Raw genomic sequence first — 20457 nt, forward strand, 5'->3', positions numbered from 1 at the left:
ACACGGATGGTGGTGATCCGGAGCGAGCTGGGCGTGGAGGCGATGCAGGGGGTGAGTCTGCGGTGAAGGTGTTCATCGTCGATCCAGACGCGGTTCGGCGGGCGGACTGCGCCGACGCGCTGTCGCGGCGAGGTCACGAGGTCGTCGCGCGCGGAGACCTGGGCCTGACCGAGGAGCTGCCGATCGCGTCGATCGTGATCGTCGCGGGCCCGCACCTCGTCGAGCTGTGCGCGCGCTACCGTCGCGAGCTGCGGGCGCGGTGGATCCTCGGCCTGGGCGAGCTCTCGCTGGCCGAGGAGGCCCTGGCTGGAGGCGCCGACGATTTCCTGTGCGTGCCCATGTCGCCCGAGCGCCTGGCCCTGCGCCTGACCGTGGCCGAGCGCAGCGGGGCGATCGCGGCCGACGTCGGCGGGGGCTCGGAGCGGGCCGACCCGCTGGGCTCGATCCTCCCGGAGATCAGCGCGCGTCAGCTGCGGGCGATCTTCGACCTCGTCCCCCTGCCCGCGCTGATCGCCGGCCGCGACGGCGAGATCCACCAGTGCAACCGGGAGCTCGAGCGCATGCTCCGGCAGCGGGCGGGGACCGTCGCCGGGCGCCGGCTCGCCGAGGTCTTCGACGCGCGCGAGGTCGCGGCCCTGACCGCCGACATCCAGACCGTCAGCCGCGTGCGCGAGCGCGAGCTGAGCCTGCGCGACCGCTACGGCAACGACTACCGCGTGGCCGCGGACGTGCGCTGGATACCCAGCGGCGACGGCTACATCATCGGCGTGTTCACGGACATCACCGAGCGGCGGCTGACCGAGGAGGCCCTGCGCCAGTCCGAGGCCAGCCTGCGCTCGGTGTTCGAGGCCTCGCCGGACGGCATCATCGTCCACAGCGAGGGGCGCTACGTCTACGTCAACCCGGCCGCGCGCGCCCAGCTCGGCATCGCCGACTCCGAGGCCCTGGTCGGGAGCTCGGTCTACGACCGCATCCACCCCAGCGACGTCGCGCGGGCCCGGGCGCGGGTCGCCAAGATGTTCGAGTCCGGGGCCCCCGAGCCCGTGCAGGACATCCGCTTCATGCGCTCGGACGGCGAGGTGTTCATCGGCGAGGTCGCCTCGATCCCGGCGACCTTCATGGGCGTGCCGGCGGTCATCTCGATCATCCGCGACGCCGGCGAGCAGCGCCAGATGCAGAGCCAGCTCTACCTCGCCGACCGGCTGGCGACCGTGGGCACCCTGGCCGTGGGCGTGGCCCACGAGATCAACAACCCGCTGTCGTGGGTCATCGGCAACCTCGGCCTGCTCGCCGACGAGCTCGACGAGCAGGTCCGCATGCGCGACGCCCCGGACCACGACCCCGTGGCCGTGGCCGCCTCGCGGGCGCGCATCCGCGAGCTGCTGTCGCGGACCCAGGAGGGCACCGAGCGGGTCCGGCGGATCGCCCGGGACCTCGGCCGCTTCGCCCGGCCCGACTCCGGCGACGGTCAGCGCGTCGACGTCCACGCCCTGCTCGACTCGACCATCGAGATCGCCGACCTGCAGGTCCGCCACCGCGCCCGGCTGCTCAAGCACTACCAGGCCGTGACCCCGGTGCTCGGCAGCGAGGCGCGGCTGGGCCAGGTGTTCCTCAACCTGCTGGTCAACGCGGCCCAGGCCATCGCCCCGGGCACGCCCCGCAACAACCGCGTCGACGTCTACACCCGCAACCTCGACGACGGCCGCGTCGAGGTCGAGATCACGGACACGGGCTGCGGCATCCCGCCGGACAAGCTCGAGCGCATCTTCGATCCCTTCTTCACGACCAAGCCCGTCGGCGAAGGCACGGGCATCGGCCTGGCCATCACCCACGAGATCATCACCGCCCACGGCGGCGAGCTGGTGGTCGAGAGCCAGGTCGACGTCGGCACGCGCTTTTTCGTGCGCCTGCCTGGGGCCGAGATCGTCGACGACGACGTGCCCCGCCGGGTGATCCGCGAGCCCTCCGGGGTCGTGCTCCGGTCGGCGCGGGTGCTCGTGGTCGACGACGAGCCGATGATCCGCGAGATGGTCAGCGAGGCCCTCGCCCGCCACGAGGTCGCGACCGTGGGCACGGCCACCGAGGCCCTGCAGCGCATCGTCAGCGAGGACTGGGACATCATCCTGTGCGACGTCATCTTGCCCGAGCTGACCGGCGCCGAGCTGTGGGAGCGGGTCCACGCCCAGCGCCCCGAGGCCTGCCGGCGCATCGTGTTCATGACCGGGGGAGACTTCCCGACGCAGCTGCTGGGGCGCGGCCTGTCCGACGCGCACAAGCTCGACAAGCCCTTTTCGATCAAGACCCTGCGCAGCCTGGTCGAGCGCTTCGTCGAGGACGGCCCGCCGCCCCTCGACGAGCTGGCCCGCGCCTCGAGCTGAACCCACCCGGAGGTCGGGCGCAGACCCGGCGCGATCAGGGCGCGCGCGCGAACAGATCCGCCGCGGCCTGGCCACCGACCGCGTCGCGGCCGTGCGGCCCGTCGAGCTCGAGCTGGGGGCCGTGGGCTACGATGCCGCGCGGATTGATGCTTCGGTGACTGCCAAAGTAGTGCCTTCGAATGTGCTCGAAGTTGCACGTCGTTGCGACCGCAGGCAGCTGGTAGAGCTCGCGGACGAAGCCCCACAGGTTCGGGTAGTCGACGACGCGACGGCGGTTGCACTTGAAGTGGGTGTGGTAGACGAGGTCAAAGCGAATCAGCGTGGTGAACAGGAACAGGTCCGCCTCGGTCAGCCGCTCGCCCGTCATCCAGCGCTGCTCGCCGAGCACGGCGTTCCAGTGGTCGAGGGCCGCGAACAGCTCGCGGATGGCCTCGTCGTGGGCGGCCTGGGAGCCCGCGAAGCCGGCCTTGTAGACGCCGTTGTTGATGGGCTCGTAGATGGCGTCGATGGCTGACTCGACGGCTGGGCGCAGCGCACCAGGGGCGAGATCGACGGGGGCGCGGGCGAGGCTCGTGCACTCGTGATCGAGCATGCGTACGATCTCGCGCGACTCGTTGTTCACGATGGTTCCGCTAGTCCTGTCCCACAACACCGGCACGGTCACCCGGCCCGTGAACGAGGGCTCTGCGGCCACGTAGACCTCGCTGAGGTGGCGCGCGCCGTGGATGGGATCGTCCGTGGCTCCAGCCACGCTGGGGTCGAAGCGCCAGCCTCGGTCGCCCATGAAGTGGTCGACTACGGACACGCTGATGGCCTGCTCGAGGCCGAGCAGGGCGCGTGCGATCAATACGCGGTGGGCCCAGGGGCAGGCCCACGACACATAGAGGTGGTAGCGGCCTTCGGCGGGCGCGAAGGGGGTGCTGCCGTCTCGCCGGATGAACTGCCGAAAGCGTGTTCTGGACCGCACGAAGCGGCCTTTGGCGTCGGGTTGGACGCTCCGAGTCGTCCACTGGCCATCGACGAGCATGCCCATGGCAGCGGACCTAGCCTAGAAACCCAAGGGTGCAAGTCGGTTTTTATCGGGACCCCCATCGCGAAGTCGGCTCGACGCTCGCAATCAGTAGTGGCACTCGGAGAAAGGTTCGAATACAGACACTCTGGAGGCGATTCGAATTGCGGATGGTGCAGCCGAGCTCCCGCGAAAGCTGCACGACTCGGAGCGCGCCGCGAACGCGAGGCCACGAAAACGAGCATGGGCGGCTTTGCACTCGTTCGAATCGATGAGGCCGCAGGCCTGGGCGTAGGCTCGGTCAGACCCAAGGAGCTCGGTGATGGCGACAAAAAACACCATCAAGTCTACACGAAGGTTGACCTTGGATTGTGGTATGCAAGAGCTCTGCTGTAGCGGGTCCCCCCGAATTGTATCGGGGCCAGCGATAGACAGCAGAGGAATCTCCCCATGACTCATCGTTCGATTCACAACCTTTTCCTTGGACTCGGTGTCGCCAGCTTGGCCCTCGCGGCTTGTGCCGATGACACGACTACCCCCGGCACCGAAAACGGTGACGAGATCGGCACCGACACCGTCGCCGACGACACCGATACGACGACGGACGACGAGGTCGGCACCACCGACGACACGACGGACGACGCGACGGACGACACGACGGACGACACGACGGACGACACGACGGACGACGCGACCACCGAGGACACGACGGACGACGCGACCACCGAGGACACGACGGACGACACGACCGACATGGGCGAGACGGCGGACACCGAGACCACGGATCCGCCCCCCGGAGACGCGATGCTCCGCGTGCTCCACCTCGGCGTCGACGCGCCGCCCGTGGACATCTACCTCGACGGCGGCGACATGCCCGTGGTCGCCGACCTGGCCTTCGAGTCCGGCACCGACTACCTGACCGTGCCCGAGGGCCCGCACAACGTGGCGATCGTCCCGGCCGGCATGCCCCCGGACATGGCGGTGCTCGCCGTCGACGTCGACCTGGCCGCCGACACCATGTACTCGGCCGTCGCCCACAACTACCTCGACATGCTCGGCGTCCTGGCCCTCGTCGACGACGACATGGGCATCGCCATGGGCGAGATCCGCTACCAGGTCAGCCACACCGCGCCCGACGTCGGCCAGGTCGACATCTGGCTCCTCGCCGACCCGCCCGTGCCGCTGATCCAGGACCTCGACTACGGCGGCACCCAGCAGATCGACGCCCCCGCCGGCGCCATCCCGATCGGCGTCGACGTCAACGACGACATGGTCCCCGACGTGACCTTCTCCGTGCCCGACCTCGGCCCGGACATCCTGGTCGACGTCTACGCGGTCAACGAGGCCGGCGGCGCGCCGGTGTTCCTGCTCGCGCACCTGCCCGACGGCTCGACCGCGCGCATCGACGCCGACGCCTGCGGCGACGGCAACATCACCTTCGGCGAGATCTGCGAGCCCGGCCAGCTCGGGGACGAGACCTGCGAGACGCAGGGCTTCCCCCTCGGCGGCACCCTGGGCTGCTCGGCGGACTGCACCGCCTACGACACCTCGATGTGCAACGCGCAGGAGTGCGGCAACGGGATGGTCGAGGGCACCGAGGTCTGCGACGGCGACTCCGTCGGCTGCGACACCGTCAACCCCGACGCCTACGCCGCGAGCACCAACGCGGACTGCAACGGCACCTGCGACGCCTACGACGAGTCGGCCTGCACCTCGGGCACCTGCTGCCAAAACGGCGGGGCGGGCAGCTGCGAGGTCCAGGCGGTCCTCGACTGCGTGTGCGCCCAGGATGCCTTTTGCTGCAACAACAGCTGGGACGGCCTGTGCGTTGGCGCGGTCGACGATTGCGGCGGCGTCTGCCCCTGAGCCAAGCACGACGTGCGAACGGGCGGGCGCCTTCGGGCCCCGCCCTTTTTCTTGGTTGCTCGGCGACTGGCCTGCTCGGCGACTGATCTGCTCGCCTACTCGGCGACTGACCTACTCGCCTGCTCGGCGACTGGCCTACTCGCCCTCGACCAGGGTGACCGTGGTGTTGACCGGGATGTCCGTCAGCACCTGCTCGGTCCCGCTGACCGGCCACAGCACGCGCAGCTCGTCGACGCTGTCGGCCCCGCCCACGCCGAAGTGGACCGTGGGCTCGGACAGGCCGAGGTAGGTCTGGTCGCTGCCGCCGACCTCGTGGATCCAGCTCTCGCCGCCGACGCTGATCCGCACCCGGGCGCCGATCGCCTGGGTGTTGGTCTGGGTCCCGCGCAGGTCGACCCGCAGCCAGCGGTTGGGGGTGATCGAGTCGTTGCGGAACAGCTTGGGCGGCGCGCCGACGTTGGCGACGAAGAGGTCGAGGTCGCCGTCGCGGTCGTAGTCGAACTCGAGCAGGGTCCGCCCGGCGCCCTCGTCGACGATGCCGACGGCCTCGGCCTCGTCGACGAAGATCTCCCCGGGCTCGTGGGTCCACGCGACCATGGGATCGTCGAGGTTCAGCGTCGCCCGCCAGCCGTTGGTCATGCTCAGGTCGAGGTCGCCGTCGTTGTCCTGATCGAAGAACACGGCGCCCCAGCCCCAGTAGCCCTCGCGCACGCCCGCGGCGTCGGTCTGGTCCGAGAACGTCCGGCCGCCCTCGTAGCGGAACAGGCGGTTGCCGTCGTTGTAGGGCCCGGTGATCGAGGTGACGAAGTAGTCGAGGTCGCCGTCGCGGTCGTAGTCGGCGATCGCCGCGCCCATGCCGTTGCGGTCGCTGCCGACCCCGGCGGCCTCGGTGCCGTCGAGGAAGGTCCCGTCGCCGTTGTTCCAAAACAGCCGGCTGCAGCCAAAGTCCGAGGTCAGCAGCAGGTCCGCCCAGCCGTCGTCGTCCATGTCGGCCCAGGTCGAGGTCAGCACGAAGGTGCCGACGGTCGGGGTCTCGGACAGCAGGTGGACCTGGTCGACGTTGACCCCCGCTTGCTCGGTCACGTCCTCGAAGAAGCCCGGGGCCCCCTCGCCGCCGCGGTTGTGCAGCAGCCGGGCCGAGGAGGGGTGGTCGCCGATGGCCGAGTTGCGCCAGTCGCTGACGTAGAGGTCGAGGTAGCCGTCGTTGTCGTAGTCGCCGGGGGCGACGGTGGTCCCGGTCAGCGGGTGGCCGCTCTCGAGGGTCGCCCCGCGGATGAAGGCCTGGTCGGTGAACTGGCCGCCCAGGTTGATGAACAGGTGGTGGCGCAGGCTCCCGACCACGCTGACGTAGAGGTCGAGGTCGCCGTCGTTCTCGACGTCGATCCACGCCGCGCCCGAGCCGTGGTCGACCCCCGCCAGGCCGACGCTCGCGGTCACGTCCTCGAAGCTCCCGTCGCCTTTGTTGCGGTACAGGATGCTGGGCTCGTAGAGGCGGGTGACGAAGAGATCGACCCAGCCGTCGGCGTCGAAGTCCCCGGCGACCGCCCCGGCCGCGGACCAGTCGATGCTGCAAAAGAAGTTCTCCTTGGGCGGGACGAGGGTGTCGATGAGGCAGTCGGGGGGCTCCGCGTAGCCCTCGCCGTGCGCGTGGTCGAGGCCGGCGAGGGCGGTCACGTCGGTGAACATCACCTCGGTCTCGACGCAGCAGGGCAGGTCCGTCGGCGGGCCCGTGCCCTCGTCGGCGTCCTCGGGCCCGTCGCCGTTGTCGTCGCCGTCGGTCGCCCCGGCGTTCTCGCTGCTCGCCCCGTCCTCGCCCGCGTCGACGCCGGTGCTCGTCCCGGCCTCTCCTGCATCGTCTGCGCCCGTCGGCAGGCTGGTCTCGGCCCCGCCGAGCTCGTCCTCCCAGCCCGTCACCTCCTCGCCGTTGCCGCTCACCGTGGGGGCGACCAGGCAGCCTGGGCCCGCCGCCGAGGCGGCCACGAGCACCGCGAGGGCCGGGGTCGAGGCGAGCTCGAGGGGACGCGAGGGCACGGGCGTAGTTTAGCAGCTGGGGGTGGTGAGGACAGCTCGACCGTCGACGCCGGGGCCTCCCTCGCGTTAGCGTGCCTGCACCATGACGAGCCCCGCTGCCGTCGATGTCGGCGACGCCCTCGACGACCTCATCAATCAGTTCTCCGATTCGATGAGCTTCTTCCGCGAGCTCATCCAAAACGCCCTCGATGCCGGGAGCGCGGAGGTCGAGATCGACTTCGAGTTCCAGCCCGCCGGGGAGGCCAGCGAGGCCGGCGACGCGAGCGCAGCCCAAGCTGGAGCCATGGTCATCACGGTCCAGGACTTCGGCGAGGGCATGGACCGGCAGATCATCGACAGCAAGCTGACCCGCCTGTTCTCGTCGGCCAAGGACGGGGACATGACCAAGATCGGCAAATTCGGCATCGGCTTCGTGTCGGTGTTCGCCATCGAGCCCGACGCGGTGTGCGTGGACACGGCCCGGGCGGGTGAGGCCTGGCGGGTGCTCTTCGACGTCGATCGCAACTTCAAGCGCCTGCGCCTCGACCAGGCCATGGAGGGCACGACGGTCCGGATCATCAAGAACACCACGCGCGGGGACTACGACGCCTTCGTGGGGCGGGCCGGGGAGGTCATCCGCTACTGGTGCCGCCACGCCCGCGGCGAGGTCCGGGTCCGGGGCGAGCTGATCTCCGAGCCCTTCGGCCTGGGCCTGCCGCTGGTCCACCGCTACGAGGACGACTTCTCCCACATCGAGATTGGCCACGACCCCATCGAGGGGTTGGACTGGGAGGCGCCGAACTGGGGGGCGATCGGCCAGGGCTCGCACGCCTACTTCAACGGCGGGCTGACCCTGGTCGAGGCGCGCCGGGGCCACGGCAGCGTCGTCGAGGACCTGCTCGGGCTGAGCTTCAAGGTGTCCTCGCGCTACCTCGAGCACACCCTGACCCGCGACGACGTGATCAAGGATCGCAACTTCGACAAGGTCGTGACCAAGTTGCGCGAGCTGGCCCGGGGGGCGCTGCGCGACCAGGTGTTCGAGCGCATCGACGCGGTGGTCCGCGAGGGCGACGCGGCGCTGTGGGGCGCCTTCGAAGACGTCGCCGAGGCCTCGGCGAAGCCCTCGCCCGCGCTGCGCGAGCTCGTCGAGCTCTACGCGGCCGCGCGCTGGCACATCCGCGACGCCAAGGGCATCGGCCGGGCGCACGCCAAGCTGGTTTGCGCCCGGGCGCCGAGCGGGGAGCTGCTGACCTGGGGGGTTCTGCGCAAGGCGGTCGCGCGCCTCGGCGAGCTGTGGGTCTCGGCCGGTCCGACGCCGCTGTCGCGGGCGGTCGAGGACGCCAAGCTGCCGGTGCTGGCGAGCTTCGGCGGGGCCGCGCAGCTGCGCCTCGCCGCCCACGAGGCCCAGGCGCGGGCGGAGGCCCTCGAGGTCGAGCACGGGGACGAGGACGCCCGCGACCCCGGCATGGAGGCGGTGCTCGGCGAGCTGTGGGAGCAGGCGCGGGAGGGCGCGCCCCTCGAGCGCAGCTGCATGACCGGCCTGCTCGGCGCGCTCGCGGACCTGGCCGAGGTCCAGGGCCCGCCGCGCTTGCTCGGGCGGCGCCGCTTCATGCCCCTGGCCCCGGACGCCGCCGAGGCGCGCAAGTGGGCGAGCTTGGCCAACGCGACCGCGCGCATCCTCGAGCTCGGGGGGCACAAGGTCGCCGGCTGCGAGTTCGGCCGCTTCGCCGACAGCGGGAGCTTGCTCGACGGCCGCGTGGCCATCAGCCAGCGCGAATTCGGGGAGCTGACCGCGGCCGAGGACGCGGGCACCCTCGGCTCGGGCCTGTTCTCGCGCCGGCGGGTGCTGGTCGTCGACGCGGACCACCCCGTGGTCCGGACCTTGCTGGGCGTGGCCGTGCGCGAGCCGGAGCTCGCCGCCTACCAGCTGATCAAGCTGTTCTTCCTCGAGCGCGGGGCCATCGAGGCCGCCGCCGACGCCGAGCTGGCCGCGACGGCCATGAAAGTGCGGGAGCTACGATGTCCAAAGCCGCAGAGCTGATCGCCGGTCTCCAGGATGACGCCGAGTTCGACTCGGCCGGGGGCTTCTCCCTGGACCGGGACAAGGCGCGCCAGAAGATGCGCCAGTTCCAGCTGGCCGATCCGCACCGCTACGTCCTGCTGCTGGTCGAGGCCGCGGTGCTGGCCGGGGCCACGCGCATCGACTTCACCATCGACAGCGACGACATGCGCATGCACTTCGACGCCTCCCTCGACTGGGCGGACCTCGACGAGCTGTACACGGCGCTGTTCGTCGACCGCAGCACCTACAAGATCCGCGCGCGCCGAGAGCTGGCCCTGGCCTGCAACGCGGTCATGGCCCTCAACCCGCGCTGGGCTCGCATCGAGAGCGTGGGCGGGGACGTGGGCGTGCACGACGGGGGCGCCCACGAGAAGGCCGTGGGCATCCTCGGGGTGCTGCGCCCCGAGCAAGACGACGCCATCTCGCTGATCGACGCGGTCCCGGACGCCCTGGGGACCGAGGGCGACGGCAGCTACCGGACCCGCGTGCACGTCAAGGAGCGCTTTCGGCCCGGGCTGTTCATGCGCTTCGTCCACGACCGGCGCGGGACCATCCCCGAGGAGCTGATGCTGCGCAAGTACTGTGCGCTGGCCTCGATGCCCATCACCCTCGACGGGGAGTCCATCAGCCACGGCTTGCCAGCGAGCGGCGTGCACGCGCGGATGAGCTGGGAGCGGGACGGGGTGAGCCTCGTCGGGGGCGTGCACGCCCACGAGCTCGATCGCGCCTGCGTCGTCGTGCTGTCCAACGGCGTCGAGGTGGTCACGCACCCGCTGTCCGAGGTCCCGCGCGGGCTGTGGTTTTGGGCCAACGCCCAGGACTTTCGCAAGGACGTCTCGCAGGCCGACGTGGTCCGCAATGACCCGCGCTACCAGGCGATGATGGTCGGCGTCGGCCACCTGCGCGACCACATCCTCGGGCGCCTGGCCGAGGACTGGATGGCCGGGACCTTCGCGCACGACCCGGCCGGGGGGCTCGAGGCCCACAACGCGGGCGGCGAGCTGGGGGCGGGGCAGGTGTTCTCGCGCTTGCACGAGTTCTTCGTCGAGCACGGCGACGAGAGCTGGCTGCGCCCGGACGCGGGGCCCCTGGGCAGGCTGTGCGACCTGCCGACTTGGCAGCTCGTCGACGATCGCTGGATGTCCACGCGAGAGCTGGCGGCGAGCCACGACCCCGAGCGCGGCTTGATGATCGTCAGCCAGCGCCCCGGGGGCGCCGTGGTCCCGCCGGGCTGGGGTCCGGTGGTGTTGGCCGAGCACGCCAAGGTGCGCGAGGCCTTCCAGCGCGTGTTCCCGGCGGGCGCCGACGTGACCGAGGACTTCGTGCGCGAGGTCGGCTGGGAGATCAACCGGCTCCTGTGGCGGAGGCGGCAGCACCCGCCGAGCCTGCCCCAGGGCGACTGGCGCCACGCGCTGAGCTTCGAGGCCGAGGGCTACGTCGGCCAGGTCGCCCTGCGCCCGGGGCTGGACTCGGACGTGCGCATCATCGTCGACGGCTGCCTCTACGCGGACGTCCAGGCCGAGGGCATCAACTTCGGCGTGGTCGGGCTGAGCGCGGTGATCGAGGGCCCCTTCGAGCTCGCCGAGGACTACGCCAGCGTCGAGCTCACGCGCCCGCTGGCGCGCGCGGCCGTGGTCATCCTGGCTCAGCTGCCGGCCCTGGTCAGCGCCTGGGCCGAGGGCGTCGATCCCTACCGCCGCGAGGTCGTCCGCAACGTGCTGGCCGTGGCCACGCGCCACGACTTCGGGGTCCGCTGGCTCGAGGCCTTTGGCTTCAGCCGCCGAGCGGCGCGGCGCTGGCTCGAGCGCCTCGAGGCGCCGGAGCTCATGCCGCGCCTGGGCCTGGCGGTGAGTCCTGGGCAGGATTCCGAGCCGACCGCGGTCGCGAGGATGCTGAGCTTTCCGAGCGTGGACCACCGCGAGCTCAGCCTGGTCGAGATCGCCGCGGCTCGCGGCAAGGGGGGGGCGGCGGGCGAGCGGGGCAAGCTGCTGTATGTCAGCACCGAGGTTCCGCTGGTGCCGAGCATCGACGAGCTGATCTTGCGCCTGGCCGACGCGGACCGGGACCTGCTCGCGGCCATCTTTGGCGAGGAGGCGCTCCACGATCACACCGAGGCCTACCTGCGCGATCTCGGCCGCCGCGCCTTCCTGCGCCGTCCGCAGCAAGACCCGCGCCTCGGCGTGTACACGTGGGCGGTCCCCGTCGAGCGCGGCGGCGTCACGGGCCTGGTCGGCTTCGAGATCAACCGCTTCGACAGCCACCCCCGCCGGGCCTCGCGGCGGGCCACCGTCGAGCTCCTGGTCGAGCGGCGCCGGGTCTGCGAGGTGACGACGCGGGCGTGGTTGCCCGGCCTGGTCGCCTCGCTGAGCTGGGAGCAGGCGCCGGTGACCAGCGACTACGACGCGCTGGCGGGGGACAGCGAGCCGCTGCGCGAGGCCGTCGAGGCCGGGCTGATCGCGCTCTTGGACGCGCGCTTGGCCCAGCCCCGCGAGGGCCGCTCGCGGATCCCCGAGCTGCCCGAGCGCAAGCTGCTGTGGGCGGCCTTTTGCATGCCCTTTTTGAGCCTCGACCACGCGAGGGCCTGGCGGACGATCCGCGGCCACCACTGGACCAACCCGCCCGCCGGCAGCGAGGGCGACGCGGCGGCGGCCCACGCCGCCGCGGTCGAGGACTACTTCCAGCTCATGGTCCTGCACCCAGGCGAGCCCCTGAGCGTGCTGACGACGGCCATCGAGCTGCTCGTCGACGACGGCAAGCTGCCCACCGCCGCGGCCGTGCTCGAGCTGGCCGAGCGCGTGCCCCGGCCGCCCAGCAAGGGGGCGGGCTTTGGCTTCCACCGCTGGCTGCTCGAGGCCTACGGCCGCTTCGAGGCCGTGACCTGGTTCGAGACCACCGGAGCCCGCGAGGTCTCCCTGGCCGAGGTCGAGGCCGAGTTCGCGGCCAAGGGCGAGCTCGGCTTCATCACCGATCCGGTGCTGGAGTACGCGGGCGAGCGGCTGATCCTGCGCCTGGGCGAGGGCGAGCTGAGCCAGCTGATGCGCCTGTTCCCGCGCGACGAGCTCGTCGACTGCGAGGGCTGGATCCACGAGCGGCGGCAGCAGGCGCGCTTCGAGGCTCGGGCCCGGCTCGAGCGCATCGAGGTCCCGGCGCACCAGCGCCTGGTCCACGTCGAGGTCGAGGCCGACGGCTTCCGCGGTCAGATCGCGATCCCGCCGTGGGCCCCCGGGGACGGCGGGAAGCTGCGCCTGACCCTGTGCCACGACCGCCGGATGATCGAGGAGCTCGAGCTCGCGGCGATCCTGCCCGTGGTCGCGGTCATCGACGACGACGCGGCGGAGCTGAAGTCGGACTACTCGGGGGTGAAGCCCAAGGGCGAGCGCCTGAAGGAGACCAAGGTGATGCTGCGCGAGCACATCCGCGGCCCCTTGCTCGAGGCCCTGGCGCGGGCCTACGCGGACGAGGAGGCGGGCTTCGACGAGCGCCAGCGCGGCCTCGCGTGGTCGTGGGTCATGGCCTACTGGCGCCGCCAGTGCCCGCGCGCGGGCATGTTCCCCCGGCGCCTCGACGAGGTCGGCCGGGCCTTCGCCAAGCTGCGCGGCTTCGTCGACGTGGACGGCACCCGCCGCAGCCTCGACGAGCTCATCGCGCGCCGCGAAGAACACCGCAAGCTGTGGGTGGTCTCGCACCACCCTGGCCACGACGTGCCGCCGCCCTTCCCGATCTTGCTGGTCCGCGCCCACGAGGCCCCGCAGCTCGAGGAGCTGTTCGGCGAGCTGCACGATTTTTCGCAGCGCTGGCGGGCGCGGGTCTACGGGGAGCGGCGCCGCGACGGGGCCACGCCCATGCCCCCGCTGGCGGCGCCCAGGGACACGCTCGTGACCGTGGCCTGCGGGCGCCACGGGATGCGCGGGCAGATGTGGCTGCCCGATCGGCTGCCCTTCGACTCCGGGGTGATCCTCGGTGACGAGGGCGAGGGCCACGACAACGTCGGCGTCCGGGTGATCACCGTCCGCGATCCCCAGGCGCTGTTCCCCGTCCAGGGGGCGGTCGCGGGTCTGACCGCCGACGATCGCTTCGAGGCGCCGGCGTTCAGCTCCGTGCAAAAGCGCTACTTCGAGAGCCGGGCCGTCTACGCCTACTCGCGCCTGCTCCGAGAGCACCAGTCCGACCTGCGCCGGGCCGAGCGGGCCGACTTTGGCGAGGCCGAGGTCGTCCGCAAGCGCGCGGTCCGGATCGAGATGCTGCGCGCCCTCGCCATTCGCCTGGCCCGGGCGCAGCTCTCGGGCGCGAGCTTCGACGCCATCACCGGCAACCTGATCGAGCGCCTGAACCAGACGGCGCTGCTGCGCATGAGCTGCGGTCGGCTGATCTCCCTCGAGCTCGCGGCCCAGGTCCGACCCATCGAGTTCTCGCACCTGGGCATCTGGGACGCGAGCTCGCCGGGCCTGGACGCCGCGGAGCGGGCCCGGCTGCTGCTCAGCGAGGAGGAGCGGGCCAAGCTCGAGGCCCAGGAGGCCGCGGAGGCCGAGGCCGCGCGCGAGCTCGAGGAGGAGCGAGAGGCGCGGGAGCAGGCGGAGCGAGAGGTCCGGGAGGCGGCGGAGCGGGAGGCGGAGGCGGAGGCCGAAGCGGCGGCGGAGCGCGAAGCCGCGGCGGCGGCGGAGCGAGAGGCCCGGGAGGCGGCGGAGCGGGAGGCTCGCGAGGCCGCGGCGCGGGAGGCCGCCAAGCCGCCGCCGCCCGACCCCGTCGACGTCCTCGTCGAGCGCATCCGCGACGAGCTGCGCCTGGTCCGGGGCGTCCGCCAGAGCTTGCTGAACGAGGGCTTGCTCGACAGCATCGGGGCCAAGGCCGGGAGCGGCCGGCAGCTCGTCGACATCGACGCGGGCGTGCACTTCGACGCCGCCCACCCGCAGTTTCGCCGGGCCCTCGAGGACCCCGATCCCATCTGGGTCAGCTTCCTGGCCTCGTCGGCCTATACGGCGCTCAACACCTGGCTCGAGCCGGTGACCGACGAGGACGAGGTCGCCTTCCACGGCGTGCACGCCCAGCTCGTGCTCTCGGCGATGCTGGGCTGAGCGCTGCTTTGCCCCCACAGCCGCCTCGAACCGGGGGCGCTTCGTCGCTGTCCGCTCCTCCGCTCTGGTCGTGGGGCAATGGGGCTCGTACCTTTGAGGGGGCATGTGGTCGCCCCCGCAAGCGGGGGCGTGGATTCGTTCACAGGGAGTCGTGGGCGTGGGGCAGGGGGGGCGCGGCGTTGTCCACGACGGCCAAAATGGACAGCGGGTCGGCCAAAACGAGCTTGGTCGGGCCTCTGAGTCGAGGACGTGGGGGAGGGAGCTTCAGGCGCGCTCAGGTCCAGTCGAGGGCTTCGTCGGGGAAGGAGCCGCCGGGCCTGGGTGCTGGCCCGGCACCGTCCGTGGACTGGGCGTCGGGCCGGCGCCGCTTTTTCTCGGCGTGGACCTTCGCTTGGGCGGCCTGGATGATCGGCAGCAGGCGCTGGTTGGCGGCGTTGAGCTCGAGGATGAAGCTCTTGGCCATGCCCTTGCCGGCGTGGATGGTCGCGTAGAGCTCGTCGAACAGGGGCACGAACTCGGCCGGGACGCCGCCGAGGGACGCGGGGTCTTCCGGTGTCTTTGTTTCAGTCTCGGCTTCGGCTTTGGCTGCGTCCTCGTCGGCCCGGGTCTGGGTGCGCAGCTTGGGCTCGACCACGGCGACGGCGGCCTCGGCCTGCTGGGGCCCGACCTCGGCGTCGCCGATCCAGCGCAGCGTCGAGTGGATGACCTTGGCCGGATCGGCGAGCAGTCCGTCGTAGCTCTGGACGTGGATGGGGTAGCGGCGGATGGCGATATCGCGCACGAGGGCGAAGTTCTCCGACCACCACTCGAGACCCGAGGGGATGCGCGCGGGGCGGGGCGCTTCGGGCTTTTGTTCGAGGCGCGCCTCATCCTCCATGGCGTAGAGGCGCTCGAGGGAGTGGACGTACTCGCGCCACGCTCGGACCGTGGCGACGACCCGGCCGATGTAGGCCCGATCGCTGCGCACGAGGCCGGGGATGAACACCTTGACCACGTGGCGCTCGACCTGCTCGGGGAAAAAGTAGGCGCCGGTCCGTGGGTGGGGGTTGGTGCGCCAATAGATGCCCTGACGCAGCAGGGACTCGTAAAAACCGGCCGGGTTCGCGCCGCGCAGGGTCTCGCCCCAGTTCGACGGGAAGGCCTCGCCGAAGGGGGGGAAGCCGGCGGCGATGAGGATCTGCATCCACATCGAGGTGCCCGAGCGCTTCGTGCCGGTGACGATGAGCATCGGCGGCAGTATGACAGAGCCCGGGGCTGGGCGAGGGGTTCGCGCCCGCTGCGCTTTCGTGCCGCGTTGCTGGTTGGCATACCCGGGTCATCCTGACTTGGTGCTCACGACTGGTCTGGATGGGACGGAGGCTCGACCCGCGAGCGAGCACCTGCCTGCGGCAGGCCCCGAGGACTCCGGGAGCCCGGGAAGCCACGGCCCGCGCTTGGGTCGCTACATCGTCCTCGACACGCTGGGCAGCGGCGCCATGGGGGTCGTGCTCGCGGCCTACGACCCCGAGCTCGATCGCAAGGTCGCGATCAAGCTGCTCAGGGGCGGCTCGAGGAGCGCCCTGCGCGGGCGCGAGCGGCTGCGCCGTGAGGCCCTCGCCCTCGCCAAGCTCAGCCACCCCAACGTCGTCGCCATCTACGACGTGGGCGTCCACGAGGGACAGGTCTACGTGGCCATGGAGTTCGTCGCGGGCCAGACCCTGCGCGCGTGGACCGAGGCCAACCTGTCCGGGGGCAACCGCCGCAACGAGCGGGTCTGGGACAAGGCGCTGCCGATCTTCGAAGCGGCGGCGCGGGGCCTCGCGGCCGCCCACCGAGCCGGGCTGATCCACCGCGACTTCAAGCCCGACAACGTGATGATCGGCGACGACGGCCGCGTGCGCGTGATGGACTTCGGCCTGGCCCGGGTGTTCGAGGACGACTTCGACGCGTCCGCGTCCGACGAGCTGCCGCGCTCGAGCGGATCGTTCAGCGGCGTCCGGCTGACCCGGACGGGGGCCTACCTGGGCACGCCCGCGTACATGAGCCCCGAGCAGTTCGGCGCGGGCGAGGTCACGGCGCGCAGCGATCAGTTCTCCTTTTGCGTCGCGCTGTTCGAGGCCATCCGCGGCGAGCGGCCTTTCTCTGGGGACACCGTCGAGACCCTCGCGCGTGCGGTGCGCGAGGGTCGGGTGGAGCAACCCCTGAGCCGCCTCGACGCGCCCGCGTGGCTGCGCGCGGTCTTGGTCCGCGGCATGCATCGAGACCCAGGCCAGCGCTTTGCGAGCATGGACGAGCTGCTCGCGGCCATCGAGCGGGGGCGTCGGCGCTGGGCTCGGGTCCTCGGGGTCGTGACCGTGGCCGCCGTGGGCTTGGGGGTCGCGGCCGGGCTGGGCTACCGCAGCTGGGACCACGAGCAGCGCGAGGCGGCCTGCGTGGCGGCGGGGGAGGAGATCGAGGCGGTGTGGAACGCGAGCGCGCGAGCGCGGCTGCGCGGCGGGCTCGAGGGCAGCGGCGCCGCCCATGGTGCGAGCGCGGCCGATCGCCTGATGCCCTGGCTCGACGCGCGGGCCGAGGCGTGGCGTGGCCGCCGGGTGGAGGCGTGCGAGCATGAACTCGTCGCCGCGGACTGGGACGCGGCCACGGTCGCCAAGTCGCGGTGGTGCCTGGATCAGAACCGGGCCCAGCTCTCGAGCCTGGTCGAGGCCCTCAGCGGGGCGGACGAGAAGACGCTGATCACCATGCTGCCCGCCGCGGCCAAGCCGGGGACCGTCGACGATTGCGTCGACGAGGCCGCGCTGCTGCTGCAGGTCGACGCGCCAGGGCGAGCGCAGCAGGAGGCGATCCTCGAGGTCTACGGCCAGGTGTGGCGCATCGAGCACATGCGGACCCTCGGCGACCTCGACGGCGCGCGGGCGCAGATCGACGAGCTGAACGCGCGGGCGGAGGCCCTCGCCTGGCCGCCGCTGACGACCAAGGTTCAGCTGGCCGAGGCGTCCATCCTCGGGCTCGAGGCCAAGTACGAGGAGGCCGTGGCGCTGACGCAGTCCGCGTACCTCGAGGCCGCCGAAGGCGGGCGCTGGACGAGCGCGTTCGCTGCGGCGGCCCAGCTGGGCGATTTGACGGGGGTGTTTCAGGGCAAGCTGGCCGAGGGTCGGCTGTGGCTCGAACACGCCGAGGTCGCGCGGGTCCACGCGGGCGACCCCCAGGGCCAACGGGAGTCCAGGCTGCTCGTGAGCCTCGCGGGCATTCAGTTTCAGCAGGGCGAGCTCGACGAGGCCAAGCGCTCCCTCGAGCGGGCCCTGGCGCTGCGCGAGCGCTCCCTGGGGGCCGACCACCCCGACATCAGCTGGGCCCTCAACAACCTGGGGGGCATCTACGCGGCCCAGGGCGAGCCCGAGCGCGGCCTCGAGCTGCTGCTCCGGGCCCTCGAGATCACCCGGAAAAACTATGGCGACGCCCACCCTCGCGTGGCGACCAAGCTGCGCAACATCGGGGGGGTGCAGCTCGACGTCGAGGACTACGCCGGCGCGCGGGCGAGCCTCGAGGAGGCGATCGCCCGCGATACGGCGTCTTTTGGCGCGCGCCACCCCACCGTAGCGAAGGCGCGGGCCAGCTTGGCGCGGGCGCTCACCGGCCTCGGGCAGCTCGACGCGGCCGAGCGCGAGCTCGAGGTCGCCATCGACATCCAGCGCGAAGCCCTCGGCCCCGATCACCTCGAACTGGCGGCGAGCCTCGCGGCCGAGTGTGCGCTCTACGAAGGGCGTGGGGAGCTCGAGCAGGCGCGGGCGAGCTGCGCCGAGGCCCTCGCCGTGCGAGAGGCCGCCCTCGGGCCCGAGCACCGCAAGGTCGCGGAGTCACGGGCGCAGCTCGACGCGCTCGAGGACGTGGGGCAGGGAGGGCCTGGCGTCGTCCACGACGGCTAGAGCAGCCCCTGATCAGAGCCGCCGCGGCGTCGGATCGGGCTCACGGATCCTGCGACTGCGTCCAATCCGAGCTCGGCGCCGCGTTTCGATATGACGATATCAATGATGATACTTTGAGGCTGGGGAGGTGTCTGGCCGAGGTTGACGGCGTTCGCCGTGTGTGATAGGGGGTGACAGCACACTCGAACGCATTGAGTGCCTGTGAGCTGGCGTCGCACCTCGTATTTCGAGCTCAGCCGGTTCCGCGCTCTGCGTTCATCCACCGCGATACAGGCGCAGCTCGGCGACTGAGCGGTGTCGCCGAGGCCGCGCTGGAGCTCACGCTCTCGAAGCCAGGCCCGCCCGAGCCGAGCGCCCAAGCCCACGCCATGCTGAACTCCAAGCTCTCCGACGACCTGTCCCCTGCGCTGCTGCTGCCGCCCACACCTCCTCCGCTCGCGCTCGGCGGGGACGAGCCGCGGCTCGACGCGTTGATGGCCCAAGGCCAGTCCGTGACCCTGGAGCTCGGGGCTGGGGCCCGCGCCCAGCTCCGCGATGAGCCCTACTCGGACCGCGTGCGCTGTGACCATCCGCGGCTGGCCGACGAGGCGCAGGCGCGTGAGCTGGGCCTGCGCCTGCTCGAGCAGGCCCAGGCCCGAGGTCGCGGGCGCGTGGTGGTCTTGGCCCCGGTCGCCCTCGAGGCCGGCTTCGCGGCGGAGGGCTTTCGGCGCGAGGGCCTGATGCCCAGCTTCTACCGCGGCGAGCAGGACTGCGCCGTGCTCGGGGCCTACCCGGACCAGGCGCGGGCTCGGCTCGCGGACCCGTGGTCGGTGGCCGAGGTCTTGTCCCTGATCGAGCACAAGGGCGGGAGCGGTCGCCAGCACGCCCCGGTCGAGACCCGGCGGGCGGAGGTCGAGGACGCCCCGGGCATCGCCGCGCTGCTGGACGGGACCTTCACGCAGTACCCGACGCCCAGCGGCGACGCGGCCTACATCGCGGAGGCCATCGAAGGCGGGACGCCCTTTCGCCTGATCGAGGCGGACGGCGATCCGGTCGCGTGCGCGAGCGCGGACCTGATCCCGTCCGCGCAGACGGCCGAGCTGACCGACTGCGCGACCTTGCCCAGCCACCGCGGCCGCGGCTACATGCAGTTCATCCTCGAGGATCTCATGGATGACCTGCGCGGCCTCGACTACCCCACGGCGTTCACGCTGGCGAGGGCGAGCGTCCCCGGCATCAACCTGGCGTTCTCGCGCCTGGGCTTCGACTACCAGGGCACCATGCCGCAGTCGTGCCGGATCGGCGGCGGCATCGAAGACATGAACATCTGGTCGACTGAGGTCTGACCCCGCTCAGCCGCCCGAGAGCCCGCGCCCGGCTCGGAGCCCGCGCAGCAGGGCGACGGCGTTGCGCCCGAGGTGCGGCGTGTAGTAGCCGCCCTCTTGGATGGCGACGACGGGGACGCCGATGGCCCCGACGAGCTCGCCGACGCGGTGGAAGTCCTCGGTGCTCAGGGCGAAGTCGCCGATCGGATCCTTGGCGTAGGCGTCGAGGCCCGCGGCGAGCACGACGAAGTCGGGGGCGAAGTGGCGGATGGTGGTCAGCGCGTGGGCCTCGAGGGCGGCGAGGTAGGCCTGCCCGTCGCAGCCGGCCTCGAGCACGAGGTTGAGGTTGTAGCCGCTGCCCTCGCCCTCGCCGGTCTCGCGCGGGTAGCCGGTGTAGAAGGGGAAGTAGGCGCGGGGGTCCCCGTGCAGCGAGACGGTGAGCACCTCGGCGGTGGTCTGGAACAGGCTCTGGGTCCCGTTGCCGTGGTGGAAGTCGATGTCGAGGACGACTACGCGCGCGCCGCCTTGGCGCAGCTCTCGGGCCGCGATGGCGCTGTTGTTGAAGTAGCAGTAGCCCCCGAACATGTCCTCTTCGGCGTGGTGACCCGGGGGGCGGGACAGGGCGTAGGCCAGCGGCGCGCCCGCGCGAACGGCTCGGGCCGCGTCCAGGGCACAGCCCGCGCTCCAGCCGGCGGCGGTCAGGGTCGAGGCGTTGAGCGGCGTGCCGGAGTCGAAGCACCACGCGCCCGCGTGGTGGAGGTTGCTCGGGTCGCCCTGGCCGCGGGCGAGCTTGGGGAACACCGTCGGGTGCCAGTCGCGGTCCTCGTCGAGCTGCTCGGCGGCGCTGTAGAGGG

10 protein-coding genes are annotated in these 20457 nt (G+C 71.7%); 6 read left to right on the forward strand and 4 right to left on the reverse strand.

Translation table 11 applies throughout. From position 1 onward, the window contains the following. Positions 1-62: 62 nt before the first annotated feature. Complete coding sequence (locus PPSIR1_RS15275; RefSeq protein ID WP_006971983.1) at positions 63-2378, forward strand: PAS domain S-box protein; 2316 nt, start codon at positions 63-65, stop codon at positions 2376-2378. 34 nt (positions 2379-2412) lie between these two features. Here the strand turns inward: PPSIR1_RS15275 and PPSIR1_RS15280 are convergent, their stop codons facing one another. After that, complete coding sequence (locus tag PPSIR1_RS15280; RefSeq protein ID WP_006971984.1) at positions 2413-3411, reverse strand: glutathione S-transferase family protein; 999 nt, start codon at positions 3409-3411, stop codon at positions 2413-2415. A 426-nt stretch (positions 3412-3837) separates the two neighbouring features. On the opposite strand from PPSIR1_RS15280, the gene PPSIR1_RS42775 reads away from it, so the two are divergent. Next, positions 3838-5253 carry a DUF4397 domain-containing protein gene (locus tag PPSIR1_RS42775; protein WP_157595582.1) on the forward strand — a complete coding sequence of 472 codons (1416 nt, stop codon included), beginning with the start codon at positions 3838-3840 and terminating at the stop codon, positions 5251-5253. A gap of 135 nt (positions 5254-5388) precedes the next feature. On the opposite strand, the gene PPSIR1_RS15290 is transcribed toward PPSIR1_RS42775, so the two are convergent. Further along, positions 5389-7284, reverse strand: coding sequence for a CRTAC1 family protein (locus PPSIR1_RS15290; protein ID WP_006971986.1), 1896 nt, complete (start codon positions 7282-7284; stop codon positions 5389-5391). 82 nt (positions 7285-7366) lie between these two features. On the opposite strand from PPSIR1_RS15290, the gene PPSIR1_RS15295 reads away from it, so the two are divergent. Both PPSIR1_RS15295 and PPSIR1_RS42780 read left to right on the forward strand, forming a co-directional pair. Next, positions 7367-9304, forward strand: coding sequence for an ATP-binding protein (locus PPSIR1_RS15295; protein ID WP_006971987.1), 1938 nt, complete (start codon positions 7367-7369; stop codon positions 9302-9304). Further along, a complete protein-coding gene (locus PPSIR1_RS42780) occupies positions 9283-14397 on the forward strand; it encodes a hypothetical protein (RefSeq protein ID WP_006971988.1) in 5115 nt (1704 codons plus the stop codon). The genes PPSIR1_RS15295 and PPSIR1_RS42780 overlap by 22 nt, the downstream gene beginning before the upstream one ends. Before the next feature lie 274 nt (positions 14398-14671). Here PPSIR1_RS42780 and PPSIR1_RS15305 read toward each other — a convergent pair whose 3' ends face one another. Continuing rightward, positions 14672-15625: a sulfotransferase family protein gene (locus PPSIR1_RS15305; protein ID WP_006971990.1), complete on the reverse strand. Its 954-nt coding sequence runs from the start codon at positions 15623-15625 to the stop codon at positions 14672-14674. Positions 15626-15725: 100 nt separating this feature from the next. Here PPSIR1_RS15305 and PPSIR1_RS15310 point away from each other — a divergent pair, with 100 nt between their 5' ends. Both PPSIR1_RS15310 and PPSIR1_RS15315 read left to right on the forward strand, forming a co-directional pair. Beyond that, positions 15726-18299 carry a serine/threonine-protein kinase gene (locus PPSIR1_RS15310; protein ID WP_198154518.1) on the forward strand — a complete coding sequence of 858 codons (2574 nt, stop codon included), beginning with the start codon at positions 15726-15728 and terminating at the stop codon, positions 18297-18299. 368 nt (positions 18300-18667) lie between these two features. Then, positions 18668-19624 carry a GNAT family N-acetyltransferase gene (locus tag PPSIR1_RS15315; protein WP_006971992.1) on the forward strand — a complete coding sequence of 319 codons (957 nt, stop codon included), beginning with the start codon at positions 18668-18670 and terminating at the stop codon, positions 19622-19624. A gap of 6 nt (positions 19625-19630) precedes the next feature. On the opposite strand, the gene PPSIR1_RS15320 is transcribed toward PPSIR1_RS15315, so the two are convergent. Further along, positions 19631-20457: histone deacetylase family protein (locus PPSIR1_RS15320; protein ID WP_006971993.1), on the reverse strand; the 827-nt coding region annotated here is incomplete at its 5' end.

Origin of the sequence: Plesiocystis pacifica SIR-1, from assembly GCF_000170895.1 — a bacterium.
GTDB lineage: Bacteria > Myxococcota_A > Polyangia > Nannocystales > Nannocystaceae > Plesiocystis > Plesiocystis pacifica.